Source organism: Streptosporangium brasiliense, assembly GCF_030811595.1.
Lineage (GTDB): Bacteria > Actinomycetota > Actinomycetes > Streptosporangiales > Streptosporangiaceae > Streptosporangium > Streptosporangium brasiliense.
In genome coordinates this window covers 5,782,244-5,795,487 of sequence record NZ_JAUSRB010000002.1, presented here as the reverse complement: position 1 = coordinate 5,795,487, position 13,244 = coordinate 5,782,244, and the positions used below count along the sequence as shown (strand labels likewise).

Here is a 13,244-nt window from a genome sequence, read left to right as displayed (position 1 = left end):
GCCGTCCGGGGCGCCGCGGCGGGCCGTCCGGGGCGCCGGCGGCGCGGTTCACTTTCAACGCAAGGCGCCCTCAGAAGGTCATGGCTGACCGCCCAGGAGCGGCGACGGCGCCGGTGGAGGTCAGGGGCGGCGTCCGATGAAGCGGAGGAACGCGGTCTGGGCGTCGGCGCCGCAGGGCGCCGGGACGCTCGCCTCGAACGCGCCGGTCGCCAGGAGCGCCGCGTGGTGGGGGATGAGCGCCCGGTGGGTGCGGGTGACGGCGTCCGGGTCGAGCGCCTCGTCGCCTCCGGTGGCGCGGGCCAGGTCCCAGGTGTGCCCCAGCAGTTCCAAGGAGCCGATCACGTCAGCGGCCTGCTCCAGCGGGACCGGTCCGAGCGGGCCGCCGGGCAGACGCCGGGTGGCCAGGGCGGGATCGCGGAGCGTCGCGAGCATGTCGTCGCGGCAGGCGATGAAGGCTGCGGCCAGGTCGGCGCCCGGCCGCACGGCGGGGGCCTCGGCCATGGGCGAGACGCCGACGCCGTGCGCGGGGGCGAGCGGGACGCCGTGCACGGCGGCGAGGATGCCGCGGTGCCCGTTGACGACGTGCGCGACGACGTCACGGGCCGTCCAGTCCCGGCACGGGCTCCTGGCGTTCCACCGGTCCTCGGGGACGGCTTGGACGCGGGCCAGGAAGTCCGCGGCGAGGCGGGCGTAGCGGTCGGCGATTTCGGACATGAAGGAGCACCTGTCGTCGCGGGGCGGGCGGGTCGGGTGAAGTCGGATCAGCTCGGTGAAAGGTGGCGCAGCACCTCGTCCAGGCGGTGCACGACCATGGAACGCCAGCCGCCGCCCATCACGGTGCGGGCACGTTGCTGGATCGGGTCATCGGGGTCGAAGCCCTCGTGGACGAGGAACAGGCGGGTTCCACGACCTTCGGGCCGCAGGGTCCAGGTGATGGTCCAGTCCGCGCCGCCGGGGCCGGAGCGGTCGGCGTCGCGCCAGCCGATGCGCAGCATACTTCCGGGCTCGAAGGCGAGCACCTCGGCCTGGACGGTGCCGGAGAAACCGGTGGCCGGCACGGCTCGGGCCTGCATGGTGTAGCGGTGGCCGACCTGCAGGCGGAAGTCGCCCGGCATCAGCCACCGGGCGATCAGGTCCGGCTCCGTCAGCGCCCGCCACACCTTCGCCGGCGGATGCGCCAGGAACTGGTCGACGCGGACAACGGTCAGATCATCATCGGTCACGGCTCGTCGTCATCCATCGTGTCGAGCAGATCGTGCAGGTCGCGCAGCTTCTCGCGCCAGAACCGCTCGAACGGGTTCAGCCACTCCTGCACCTCGTACAGCGCGGCGCCCTCGAGCCGGTACAGGCGCCGGCGGCCCGACCTGGTCTCGCTGACCAGCCCGGCCTCCCGCAGCACCCGAAGATGCTCCGACAAGCTCGGGCGGGCCATGGCGAAGTGGGCGGCGAGCTCCGTGACGGGCTGTGGGCCGGCCTCGCGCAGCAGCCGTAAAACCTCGCGGCGCACCGGGCTTGCCAGCGCCGCGAAGACCCTCTCACCGTGCGCCTCGACGGCCGGCACGGGATTCAGAGGCGGGAAGGGGCCGGTGCGGAGAGCACGGAGCCGTTGCCGTCCGGATCGACGTAGAAGTCCTTCGCCCGATCCTGATCGGAGACGGGCAGCGTGACGATCTTGGCGTGTGTGATGTTCACCCCTCCACTATAGGTAGGAAATTTCCTACCTATCAAGCCTGTCGCGCCTCCGGCCGGCCGGAGTGCCGCCACCAGGTCCCCCTTCACCTCGCGGCCCGCCCCCGCCCACCGGCTCCCCCGTCAGGGCCGGCTCCGGGTGCCGCGACCGCCGGTCAAGAGCGGTGGCCGCGAGGACGCCGAGCCGCGACCGCGCCGCTCGACCCGCCACGAGGACGGAGGTCACCCGGTGGCGTCCGTCCTCACGACGGATCCCCGCGGATAGTCCTTCACCGCGACCTCGTCGTGCAGCCGCACGCCCCTGCCGCCGAGACCGACCAGGGCGCGGGCGATCGGCGTGGGGACGTGGTTGACCAGCCGCACTCCCTGGATCAGGCCCCACAGGCCCAGGCGGGTGTCGGGGATGAGCCGCTTGGCGGCGCCGACGGCGAAGGTACGGCTGCGCCGCACGTAGTCGCCGATCTCCCGCTCGTAGGCCGGGAACGCCCGCGTGTGGTCGCCGCGGGCCTCGGCCAGCTCGCCGGCCAGGACGTAGGCGCCCACGACGGCCAGGCTGGTGCTGCCGCCGACCGCGGGGCCCGGGCAGTAGCCGGCGTCGCCGACCAGGCTCACCCGTCCCCGGGACCAGGTGTCCATGCGCAGCTGGGTGACCGAGTCGAAGTAGAACGTCGAGGCGCGCTCCAGCTCCTCGCCCAGCAGGCGGGGCACCTCCCAGCCCATCCCGGCGAACTGCCGGCGCAGCAGCTCCTTCTGCCGGTCGACGTCCCGGTAGTGGTAGTCGAGCTCGGCGGCGGGGCGGAACATGAAGACCGCACGGGCGTCGTCCATGTGCGCTCCGCCGTACACGCCCACCATCCTGTTCACACCCGTGATCCCGTCCATGCGGTCGCGCAGCCCCAGGTAGTTGGGGATCGACATGACCGCCAGGTAGGCCCCGATCCAGGTGGAGAAGCGCGACTCCTCTCCGAAGACCAGGCGCCGGACGTTGGAATGCAGTCCGTCGGCCCCGATCACCAGGTCGAACCTGCGGGCGGGACCTCGCTCGAAGGTGACGTCGACGCCGTCGGCGGTCTCGGCCATGGCGGCGATGGAGTCGCCGAAGAGGTATTCCACGTCGTGCCGGGTGGCCTCGTAGAGGATCTCCCCCAGGTCGTCCCGCATGATCTCGACGTGCCGGTCGGACACGACGCTCATCAGCTTGCCGACTTCCAGTCCGTGCGGGCGATCGCCGTTCTCCGTGCGGAACGAGAGCCACTCGGTGCCGGTCTTCCTGGCCTGGACCGGCTCGATCAGGCCCATCTTGTCGATGATGTCCATCGCCGGGCGGAACAGGTCGACCGCGTGTCCGCCCGCCTTGCGCAGCGCGGGGGCCCGCTCCACCACGGTGACGGCGGAGCCGTAGCTGTTGAGCCAGTAGGCCAGGACGGGACCGGCGACACTGGCGCCGGAGATGAGGATGCGCATGCGCCACTCTCTTTTACTTAACGGAAGGTAAGCTACTTACTTAACGATAGGTAAGCACGGATCACAATTGGACGCAAGGGCTTACTTAACGATAGGTAAGCGCTACGCTTGGTTCCATGACGAGGCCTTCGGACACCAAGACGCGCATCCAGGCGGTGGCCCGCGAGCTCTTCCTGGAGCAGGGCGTGCAGAACACCAGCCTGAAGCAGATCTCCGACCGGCTCGGCATCACCAAACCGGCCCTCTACTACCACTTCGAGTCGAGGGAAGACCTGGTCAGAAGCATCATCCAGCCGCTCATCGACGATCTGGAGAGATTCGTGGCCGAGCGCGAGCCCGGAGACGGGCGGCGGCTGCTCGAAGACTACTTCGACCTCGTCTGGCGGCACCGGGAAGTGATCATGATGGTCCTGCACGCGCCCGCCACGCTGGTCGAGCTCGACCTGATGGACCGGATGTGGGCGTGGCGCAAGCGGTTGACCACGCTCCTGCTCGGCCCCACTCCCTCCAACGCCGCGCGGATCCACACGACCGTGGCGCTCGGCGGCATGTCGGACTGCGTGGTGGAACACGCCGACCTTCCGTTCGACGAGGTCAAGGCCGCCGCCGTGGAAGCAGCGCTGACCGTCCTCGCCATCTGAGGACCACGGAGGGCGCGGCCGCCGGCCTCCCGACGCGCGGACCACTCCTCGCGGGCGGCCCTGACACGTCACCGGCGGGCGTCACCGGCGGGCGGGAGCGGCCGGAGAGCCGCCCCCGCGGGATCAGGCGCCGTCCTCCAGATCTCCCTCGGACTTGAGGTAGACCTCCTGGAGGCCGCGCAGGACGTCGGGGTCGGGATGCTCCCACATGCCCCGCTCCGCCGCCTCCAGCAGGCGCTCGGCGATGCCGTGCAGCGCCCACGGGTTGGACGTGGCCAGGAAGTCCTGGTTCTCCTGGTCCAGCACGTAGGTCGCGGCCAGTCTGTCGTACATCCAGTCGGCGACCACGCCGGTGGTGGCGTCGTAGCCGAACAGGTAGTCGACGGTGGCGGCGAGTTCGAAGGCTCCCTTGTAGCCGTGCCTGCGCATGGCGGCCAGCCAGCGGGGGTTGACGACCCGGGCGCGGAAGATCCTGGAGGTCTCCTCCGACAGGCTCCGGGTGCGGACCGCGTCCGGGCGGGTGCTGTCGCCGATGTAGGCGGCCGGCGCCTTCCCGGTCAGGGCGCGGACGGTGGCGATCATGCCGCCGTGATACTGGAAGTAGTCGTCGGAGTCGGCGATGTCGTGCTCGCGGGTGTCGACGTTCTTGGCCGCCACCGCGATCCGCCGGTAGGCCGCCTCCATGTCCTGCCTGGCGGGCACCCCGTCGACACCCCGGCCGTAGGCGAAGCCGCCCCACACCGCGTAGACCTCGGCGAGGTCGGCGTCGTCGCGCCAGTTGCGGCTGTCGATGAGCGGCAGCAGCCCAGCGCCGTAGGCCCCGGGCCGGGACCCGAAGATCCGCATGGTGGCCCTGCGCTCGTCGCCGTGGACCTCCCGGTCGGCCAGCACGTGCGCCCGGACGTAGTTGAGCTCCGCGGGCTCCTCCAGCCCGGCGGCCAGCCGTACCGCGTCGTCCAGCAGGGCCACCACGTGCGGGAACGCGTCCCGGAAGAAGCCGCTGATCCGGACCGTGACGTCCACCCGCGGACGGCCGAGCTCCGCCGCGGGGATCGCCTCCAGCCCGGTGACCCGCCGGGACGCCTCGTCCCACACGGGCCGCACGCCGAGCAGGGCCAGCACCTCGGCCACGTCGTCCCCGGCGGTGCGCATGGCGCTGGTCCCCCACACCGACAGCCCGACCGAGCGCGGCCAGTCGCCGGTGTCGGCCCGGTAGCGCTCCAGGAGGGAGTCGGCCATCGCCTGCCCGGTCTCCCAGGCGAGCCTGCTCGGCACCGCCTTGGGGTCGACCGAGTAGAAGTTCCGGCCGGTGGGGAGCACGTTGATCAGCCCGCGCAGCGGCGACCCGCTCGGCCCGGCCGGGACGTAGCCGCCGTCGAGGGCGTGCAGGATCGCGTCGATCTCGTCGGTGGTCCGCGCCAGCCGGGGCACGACCTCGGCGGCCGCGAACCGCAGGATCCGCTCCACCAGCCCGGAGTCGGCCGTGGTGGCCTGAGCCGGGGAAGGGGCCGCGCCCAGGACGGCGGCGGTCGCCTCGCCGGCGGCGGCCGGGTCCCAGTCCCGCTCCTCCATGGCCTCGACCAGCGCCCGGGCGAGGGTCTCGGCTCCGTCCGTGCCGATCCGGCCGGCCGTGCCCTCCTCGGTCAGGCCCAGCGCCTCGCGGAGCCCGGGGAGGGCCTCCGCGCCCGCCCACATCTGGCGGGCCCGGAGCATCGCGAGCACCAGGTCGACGCGGGTCCCGCCCTCCGGGGCGGCGCCCAGCACGTGGAGGCCGTCACGGATCTGGACGTCCTTGACCTCGCACAGCCAGCCGTCGACGTGCAGCAGGAAGTCGTCGAACTCGGCGTCGTGCGGGCGGTCCTCGATGCCCAGGTCGTGGTCGAGCCGGGCGGCCTGGATCAGGGTCCAGATCTGGGCGCGGATCGCGGGGAGCTTCGCCGGGTCCATCGCGGCGATGGAGGCGTGCTCGTCGAGAAGCTGCTCCAGCCGGGCCATGTCACCGTAGGTGTCGGCGCGGGCCATCGGCGGGACGAGGTGGTCGACCAGGGTGGCGTGAGCGCGGCGCTTGGCCTGGGTGCCCTCGCCGGGGTCGTTGACCAGGAAGGGATAGATCAGCGGCAGGTCGCCGAGCGCGGCGTCGGGGCCGCAGGAGGCCGACAGCCCGGCCGACTTGCCGGGCAGCCACTCCAGGTTGCCGTGCTTGCCCACGTGCACCACGGCGTGCGCGCCGAAGCCGTCGGCCAGCCACCGGTAGGCCGCCAGGTAGTGGTGGCTGGGCGGCAGGTCGGGGTCATGGTAGATCGCGATGGGGTTCTCGCCGAAGCCGCGCGGCGGCTGCACCATGACCACGACGTTCCCGGCGCGCAGCGCGGCCAGCACGATCTCGCCGTCCGGGTCGTGCGAGCTGTCCACGAACAGCTCGCCCGGCGCGGGCCCCCAGTGCTCCTCCATCCCGGCGCGCAGGTCCGCCGGGAGCGTGCCGTACCACTCGGCGTACCGGCCCGCCGCGATGCGCACCGGGTTGCCGGCGAGCCGCTCCTCGGTGAGCCAGTCGGGGTCCTGCCCGCCGGCCGCGATCAGCGCGTGGATCAGCGCGTCGCCGTCCTGCTCGGTCACGCCCGGCAGTTCGCCCTCGGCGCCGATGTCGTAGCCCCGCTCACGCATCACCGCCAGCAGCCGCACCAGGCTCGCCGGGGTGTCCAGGCCGACGGCGTTGCCGATCCGGGAGTGCTTGGTGGGATAGGCCGACAGCATCAGCACGATCCGCCGCTCACCGGCCGGGATGTGCCGGAGCGCGGCGTGCCGTACCGCGATGCCGGCCACCCGGGAGGCCCGCTCCGGGTCGGCGACGTAGACGGTCAGCCCGTCGTCGTCGATCTCCTTGAAGGAGAAGGGCACCGTGATGATCCGGCCGTCGAACTCGGGGATCGCGACCTGGGTCGCCGCGTCGAGCGGGGACAGGCCGTCGTCGCTGTCCTCCCAGGTGGACCGGCTGCTCGTCAGGCACAGGCCCTGCAGGATCGGCACGTCCAGCCCGGCGAGCGCGCCGACGTCCCAGGCCTCGTCGTCGCCGCCGGCCGACGCGGTGGCCGGGCGGGTGCCGCCGGCCGCGAGCACGGTCACCACCAGGGCGTCCACCGTGCCGAGGACCTCCAGCAGGCCGGGCTCCGCGCTGCGCAGCGAGGCGCAGTAGACGGGCAGTGCCCGGCCTCCCGCGTCCTCCACCGCCGAGCAGAGGGTCTCCACGAACGCGGTGTTCCCGGCGACGTGGTGGGCCCGGTAGTAGAGCACGCCGATGACCGGCCCGTCCTCACGGCGGGCCACGCGCTCCAGCACCCCCCAGCCGGGGGTGGGGGCGGGCGCGGCGAACCCGTGCCCGGTCAGCAGCAGGGTGTCGGACAGGAACCGGTGGAGCTCGGTGAGATTGGCCGGGCCGCCGTGGGCGAGGTAGGCGTGCGCCTCGGCGCAGACCCCGCCGGGAACGGTGGACAGCTCCATCAGCTCGGCGTCGGGCGCCTGCTCACCGCCGAGCACGACGACGGGCCGGGGCCCGGCGAGCAGGGCGTCCAGGCCCTCCTCCCAGGCGCGGCGGCCGCCGAGCAGCCGGACCACCACCAGGTCGGCGCCGTCGAGAAGGGGCGGCAGGTCAGCCGCGGCGAGCCGGGCGGGGTTGCCCAGCCGGTAGCCGGCGCCGCTCGCGCGGGCGCTGAGCAGGTCGGTGTCGGAGGTCGAGAGCAGGAGGATCACGCGCCGCACCCCCGCGGAGGCGGCGTGGTACGGCTCGGCGGGGCCACGGGGTGGCCCGGGAACGGCGAAAAGCGCACAGGGCTTCCTCCCTCGGGGTCCTCGCCCCGGGTCGTCGTCGGCTACGACGGCTGGAGTCTCCTGGCTCCCGGATCGATGCTCCCCCCGGCCTTCCCGTCCGTCTCCGGACAGTGGCCTGAGTGGGGTTCGCTCCCCGGTCACAGTGGCGGGACCGCGCCGGTTTCACACCGGCTTCCTCCCTTGCCGTCGCCAACGATCAGACTACGGCAGCCCCGCTCATTGCAAGAAACTGGCTTAACATCCTCTCCGTGGTCATTGGCGACTTTTCCGGACGATCGCGACTCGACGCATGTCCCGGGGCGCTCCAGGTGCATGCCGCGGCCGACGGCGGCCTGGCGCGGATCCGCGTCCCCGGCGGCCGGCTGACGGCCTCCCAGCTGCGCGGACTCGCCGACGCGGCGGCCGTCCACGGGACCGGCGTCATCGAGCTGACCTCCCGTGCGAACGTCCAGGTGCGCGGGCTCGGCGAGGGGGACGGATTCGCGGCGCGCATGGCGGAGGCCGGGCTGCTGCCCTCGTCCACCCACGAACGGATCCGCAACGTCCTGGCCTCCCCGCTGACCGGCTGCGACGCGGAGGGGATCCTCGACGTCGGTCCGCTGGTCTCCGAGCTGGACCGGCGGCTGTGCGCCCGGCCGGGCCTGGCCGGCCTGCCGGGGCGGTTCCTGTTCGCCCTCGACGACGGCCGGGGGGACGTGGCCTGGCTCGGCCCCGACGCCGGGATGCTGCCGACCGGCCCGGAGGAGGCCGCCCTCGTCCTCGCGGGCGCCGACAGCGGCCTGCGCGTGCCGGTGACCTCGGCGGTCACCGCCCTGCTCGCCGCGGCCGAGGCGTTCCTGGCCGAGCTCGCCGCCCGGGGCGTGCATGCCTGGCGGATCGGTGAGCTGCCCGGCGGCGCGGAGCCGGTCGCGGCCCGGGTCCGCGCCACCCTGGAGACCGGAGGGGCCGGCCCGGTACGGCTCCGCCCGCCCGCGGAACGCGTCCGGACCCCGCCGCCGGCCGTGGCGGGGGGACCGGTGGGAGCCGTCCGGCAGCCCGGCGGGCGGGTGGCCCTGGGCGTCGCGGTGCCGCTGGGCCGGCTGACCCCTGCCCAGGCGGAGCTCCTGGCCGGCCTGGCCTCCGCCGACGGGGTACGGCTGACGCCGTGGCGGGGCGTGGTCCTGCCCGGTCTGGCCCGCGTGGACCTCCCCCGGGCAGTCGCCCGGCTGACGGAGGCCGGCCTGGTCACCGACCCCGACTCCCCGTGGATCGGCGTGACGGCCTGCACCGGCCGCCCCGGCTGCGCCAAATCCCTGGCCGACGTGCAGGCCGACGCGGCCCGCGCCACCGTGCCCGCCGGGGACGGGGCCGCCGGGACGCCGGGGACGGTCGCCCCCCGTGCGGCGGACCGGCCGCGCACCGGTACGCTCCCCGTGCACTGGGCGGGCTGCGACAGGCGCTGCGGTCGCCCCCGGGGGCGGGTCGCGGACGTGGTCGCCACCGGCGACGGCTACCGCGTGAACCTCAACGGCCGGAGCCTGAACTGTACGGACATCGAAGAGACCACGGCCGCGGTGACGGCCGCCAGAGGGGGATCGTGACCGACTACGTCCGCGACGGCGCGGAGATCTACCGCCGCTCCTTCGCCACCATCCGCGCCGAGACGGATCTGAGCGGCCTGCCCCCGGACGTCGCCCAGGTGGCGGTCCGGATGATCCACGCCTGCGGGATGGTCGACCTGGTCGCCGACCTCGGCTGGTCGCCCGGCGTCGTGGCGTCGGCGCGCGCGGCCCTGCGGGCGGGCGCGCCGGTGCTGTGCGACGCGATGATGGTCGCCTCCGGGGTGACCCGCCGCCGCCTGCCCGCCGGCAACGAGGTGATCTGCACGCTGGGCGAGCCGGGCGTGCCGGAGCTCGCCGCACGGCTGGGCACCACCCGCAGCGCCGCCGCGCTGGAGCTGTGGCGCGACCGGCTGGAGGGCTCCGTGGTCGCGATCGGGAACGCGCCGACCGCGCTGTTCCGGCTGCTGGAGATGGTCGAGGAGGGCGCCGGCCGGCCGGCCGCCGTGCTCGGGATCCCGGTCGGCTTCATCGGCGCCGCCGAGTCCAAGCAGGCCCTCGCCGAGCACCCGGCGGGTCTGGAACACCTGGTCGTGCACGGCCGCCGGGGTGGGAGTGCGATGACCGCGGCCGCGGTCAACGCGATCGCGAGTGAGGACGAATGAACGACATGGTGACCGGACGGCTCTGGGGTGTGGGACTCGGACCCGGGGATCCGGAGCTGGTGACCGTCAAGGCCGCCCGCCTCCTCGGCGAGGCCGACGTGATCGCCTTCCACAGCGCCCGCCACGGCCGGAGCATCGCCCGCTCGGTGGCCGCGCCGTACCTGCGCGCGGGCCAGATCGAGGAAGCGCTGATCTACCCGCTCACCACGGAGACCACCGACCATCCCGGCGGCTACCAGGGCGCCATCGACGACTTCTACGCCGACTGCGCGCTGCGGCTGGCCGCCCACCTGGACGCCGGCCGTGACGTGGTGGTGCTGTGCGAGGGCGACCCGCTCTTCTACGGCTCCTACATGCACATGCACAAGCGTCTGTCCCACCGCTACGTCACCGAGGTGGTCCCCGGTGTGACCTCCGTGAGCGGCGCCGCCGCGGTCCTCGGACGGCCGCTGGTCGAGCGGGACGAGACGCTGACCGTGCTGCCCGGGACGCTCCCCGCCGAGGTCCTCGCCGAGCGCCTGGCCGCCACCGACTCGGCCGCGGTCCTCAAGCTCGGCCGGACCTTCACCAAGGTGCGCGACGCGCTGACCCGGGCCGGCCGCCTCGACGAGGCCTGGTACGTGGAACGCGCCACCACCGGCGGCCAGCGCCTGGCCCCGCTCGCCGAGGTGGACCCGGACAGCGTGCCGTACTTCTCGCTGGCGCTGATCCCGAGCCCGGTCAACGCGGCGCAGGCCGGGCCGGTGCGGCAGGCGGAGCCCGCGGCCCCGGCCGGCGGCCCCGGTGAGGTGGTCGTGGTCGGCCTCGGCCCGGCCGGCCGGCCGTGGCTGACCCCGGAGGCGCAGGACGCCCTGGCCGTGGCCGACGAGCTCGTCGGCTACGGCCCCTACCTGGACCGGGTCCCGCCGAACCCGCGTCAGCGCCGCCACCCCACGGACAACCGGGTGGAGGCCGAGCGGGCCGCGCACGCGCTGGAGCTGGCCGCGGCCGGATCCCGGGTGGCCGTGGTCTCCTCGGGCGACCCGGGGGTGTTCGCGATGGCCAGCGCGGTGCTGGAGGTGGCCTGCGAGCCCCGGTACGCGGACGTCCCGGTGCGGGTGCTGCCGGGCCTGACCGCCGCGCACGCGGTGGCGAGCCGGGCGGGCGCGCCGCTCGGCCACGACTACTGCGTGCTGTCGCTGTCGGACCTGCTCAAGCCATGGGAGGTCGTCGCCGGGCGGATCACCGCCGCCGCGAAGGCCGACCTGGTCCTGGCGATCTACAACCCCGCGTCCAAGAGCCGCACCTGGCAGGTGGCCGCCGCGCGGGACCTGCTGCTGGAACACCGCGCGGCGCAGACACCCGTGGTCATCGGCCGTGACGTCGGCGGGGCCGGGGAGAGCGTGACCGTCACCACGCTCGCCGACCTCGACCCGGCCATGGTCGACATGCGCTGCCTGCTGCTGGTGGGGTCCTCCACCACCCGGGTGGCCGAGCGGGGCGACGGCGGCCGGGTGGTGTTCACCCCCCGCCGTTACCCGGCGTGACCGGCGCGACCCGCCGCGCTCTCCAGCCAGGCGAGCGCCGCCTCCACCGTCTCCGCGGCGGGGACGCCCCCGGGAGGCGGCGGCCGCCGTACGATCACGACCGGGAGCCCGAGCTCCCGGGCGGCGAGCAGCTTGGCCGTGGTCATCTCGCCGCCGCTGTCCTTGGTGACCAGCACGTCCACCCGGTGGGCGCGCATGAGGGCCAGCTCGCCCTCCACGGTGAACGGGCCGCGGCTGAGCAGCACCTCCATGCGGCGCGGGGCGGGCGGCTCCGGCGGGTCCACCGAACGGGCCAGGAACCACAGGCCGTCGAGGCCGGCGAAGACCGGCAGGCTCCGGCGCCCGGTGGTCAGGAACACCCGCTCCCCCAGCTCGGGCAGCAGCTCGGCGGCCGCGGCGAGCGACGGCACCCAGCGCCAGTCGTCGCCGGGGCCCGCCTGCCAGCCCGGCCGCCGCAGGGTCAGCAGCGGCACCCCGGCCCGGCCGGTCGCCTCGACCGCCGAGGCGGTCATCCGGGCGGCGAAGGGGTGCGTGGCGTCCACGACGACGTCGATCCGGCGCTCGCCGATCCACGCCTCCAGCCCGCCGGGGCCGCCGAAGCCGCCCTCGTGCACTTCGCCCACCGGCAGCCTGGGGTCGCGCACCCGTCCCGCCAGGGAGGACACCACATGCGTCCCGGCGCGTCCGGCGAGCGCGGCGGCCAGCCGCCTGGCCTCGTCGGTGCCGCCCAGCACGAGGATGTTCAGCACGTCATCACTTCTCTCGTCTCTCTGCCGTCGCAGGGCCTCGCCCTGCCGTACCGGCCGGTGCCCCGGCCGTGAGCACGCCGCTACGCCACGGATGGACCACCGGCGCGTGCGCGACCGCGGCCACCACCGCCGCCTACACCGCGCTGCTGACCGGCGACTTCCCCGACCCCGTGGAGATCGCGCTGCCCAAGGGGCAGCGCCCGGCGTTCGCGCTGGCCAGGGAGGGGCTGGCGGGCGGCGCGGCCATGGCCGCGGTGGTCAAGGACGCCGGTGACGATCCCGACGTGACGCACGGCGCGCTGATCTCCTCGACGGTACGGCCCGGCGCCCCCGGCACCGGCGTGGTGTTCGCGGCGGGACCCGGGGTCGGCACCGTCACCAAACCGGGGCTCCCGCTGGAGGTAGGCGAACCGGCGATCAACCCGGTCCCCCGGCGGATGATGCGCGAGCACGTCGCCGCGGTGGCCGCCCGGCACGGCGGGACCGGTGACGTGGTCGTGGAGATCTCGGTGGAGCACGGCGAGGAGCTGGCCAGGAAGACCTGGAACCCCCGGCTGGGGATCCTGGGCGGGCTGTCCATCCTGGGCACGACCGGCATCGTGGTGCCGTACTCGTGCTCGGCCTGGATCGACAGCATCCGGCGCGGCGTCGACGTGGCCAGGGCGGCGGGCCGCCGGCACGTCGCCGGATGCACCGGGAGCACCTCGGAGAGGGTCGCGGCCGAGCTGTACGGGCTGCCGGAGGACGCGCTGCTCGACATGGGCGACTTCGCGGGAGCCGTGCTGAAGTATCTGCGCAGGCATCCCGTGCCCCGGCTGACCATCGCCGGGGGCATCGGCAAGCTCTCCAAACTCGCCGACGGCCATCTGGACCTCCACTCGGGCCGCTCGCAGGTCAACCCGGGCATGCTCGCCGAGATCGTCCGCTCGGCGGGCGGGGGCGAGGCGCTGGCCGGGCGGGTGCTGACGGCCAACACGGCCCTGCACGCGCTCCGGCTCTGCCAGGAGGCGGGCCTGCCGCTGGGCGACCTGGTCGCCGAGCGCGCCCGGCTGACAGCCGCCGGTGTGCTGCGCGAGGCACCGGTGACGGTGGACGTGGTCGTCATCGACCGCGCCGGCGTGATCGTCGGCCGCGCCGGCTGATCCGG

At 74.3% G+C, this 13,244-nt stretch carries 12 protein-coding genes and 1 riboswitch; of the genes, 5 read left to right on the top strand and 7 right to left on the bottom strand.

Annotated elements, in window-relative coordinates:
- Positions 1–120: 120 nt before the first annotated feature.
- The 5 genes from J2S55_RS35010 to J2S55_RS34990 form a co-directional block, all read right to left on the bottom strand.
- The gene (locus J2S55_RS35010; protein WP_306869770.1) at positions 121–714 is read right to left on the bottom strand and encodes a TIGR03086 family metal-binding protein; all 594 of its coding nucleotides are present in this window, start codon (positions 712–714) and stop codon (positions 121–123) included.
- A gap of 47 nt (positions 715–761) precedes the next feature.
- The gene (locus J2S55_RS35005; protein WP_306869767.1) at positions 762–1,223 is read right to left on the bottom strand and encodes an SRPBCC family protein; all 462 of its coding nucleotides are present in this window, start codon (positions 1,221–1,223) and stop codon (positions 762–764) included.
- Positions 1,220–1,561 (bottom strand): ArsR/SmtB family transcription factor, encoded by a 342-nt coding sequence (locus J2S55_RS35000; RefSeq protein WP_306869765.1) that lies wholly within the window; start codon positions 1,559–1,561, stop codon positions 1,220–1,222. The genes J2S55_RS35005 and J2S55_RS35000 overlap by 4 nt, the downstream gene beginning before the upstream one ends.
- Before the next feature lie 5 nt (positions 1,562–1,566).
- A complete protein-coding gene (locus J2S55_RS34995; protein WP_306869764.1) occupies positions 1,567–1,692 on the bottom strand; it encodes a hypothetical protein in 126 nt (41 codons plus the stop codon).
- Positions 1,693–1,911: 219 nt separating this feature from the next.
- Positions 1,912–3,153, bottom strand: a complete 1,242-nt coding sequence (locus J2S55_RS34990) for an FAD-dependent monooxygenase (RefSeq protein ID WP_306869762.1) — start codon at positions 3,151–3,153, stop codon at positions 1,912–1,914.
- Between the two features lie 116 nt (positions 3,154–3,269).
- On the opposite strand from J2S55_RS34990, the gene J2S55_RS34985 reads away from it, so the two are divergent.
- On the top strand, positions 3,270–3,794 hold the full coding sequence (locus J2S55_RS34985; protein WP_306869761.1) for a TetR/AcrR family transcriptional regulator: 525 nt from the start codon (positions 3,270–3,272) through the stop codon (positions 3,792–3,794).
- A gap of 123 nt (positions 3,795–3,917) precedes the next feature.
- On the opposite strand, the gene cobN is transcribed toward J2S55_RS34985, so the two are convergent.
- Positions 3,918–7,541, bottom strand: coding sequence for a cobaltochelatase subunit CobN (cobN, locus tag J2S55_RS34980; RefSeq protein ID WP_370879726.1), 3,624 nt, complete (start codon positions 7,539–7,541; stop codon positions 3,918–3,920).
- Between the two features lie 114 nt (positions 7,542–7,655).
- Positions 7,656–7,844, bottom strand: a riboswitch (cobalamin riboswitch).
- Between the two features lie 23 nt (positions 7,845–7,867).
- On the opposite strand from cobN, the gene cobG reads away from it, so the two are divergent.
- Genes cobG through J2S55_RS34965 form a run of 3 tightly spaced genes read left to right on the top strand, consistent with a single transcriptional unit; the run spans position 7,868 to position 11,348 of the window.
- On the top strand, positions 7,868–9,199 hold the full coding sequence (cobG, locus tag J2S55_RS34975; protein ID WP_306869756.1) for a precorrin-3B synthase: 1,332 nt from the start codon (positions 7,868–7,870) through the stop codon (positions 9,197–9,199).
- Complete coding sequence (locus tag J2S55_RS34970) at positions 9,196–9,822, top strand: precorrin-8X methylmutase (RefSeq protein WP_306869755.1); 627 nt, start codon at positions 9,196–9,198, stop codon at positions 9,820–9,822. The genes cobG and J2S55_RS34970 overlap by 4 nt, the downstream gene beginning before the upstream one ends.
- Entirely contained in the window at positions 9,819–11,348 is a 1,530-nt protein-coding gene (locus J2S55_RS34965; protein ID WP_306869753.1) for a precorrin-2 C(20)-methyltransferase, read from the top strand. The genes J2S55_RS34970 and J2S55_RS34965 overlap by 4 nt, the downstream gene beginning before the upstream one ends.
- Here J2S55_RS34965 and J2S55_RS34960 read toward each other — a convergent pair.
- Positions 11,336–12,094: a cobalt-precorrin-6A reductase gene (locus J2S55_RS34960; protein ID WP_370879805.1), complete on the bottom strand. Its 759-nt coding sequence runs from the start codon at positions 12,092–12,094 to the stop codon at positions 11,336–11,338. The two genes, J2S55_RS34965 and J2S55_RS34960, sit on opposite strands and share 13 nt — an antisense overlap.
- A 71-nt stretch (positions 12,095–12,165) precedes the next feature.
- Here J2S55_RS34960 and J2S55_RS34955 point away from each other — a divergent pair, with 71 nt between their 5' ends.
- Positions 12,166–13,239 (top strand): cobalt-precorrin-5B (C(1))-methyltransferase, encoded by a 1,074-nt coding sequence (locus J2S55_RS34955; protein ID WP_306869750.1) that lies wholly within the window; start codon positions 12,166–12,168, stop codon positions 13,237–13,239.
- Positions 13,240–13,244 lie beyond the last annotated feature (5 nt).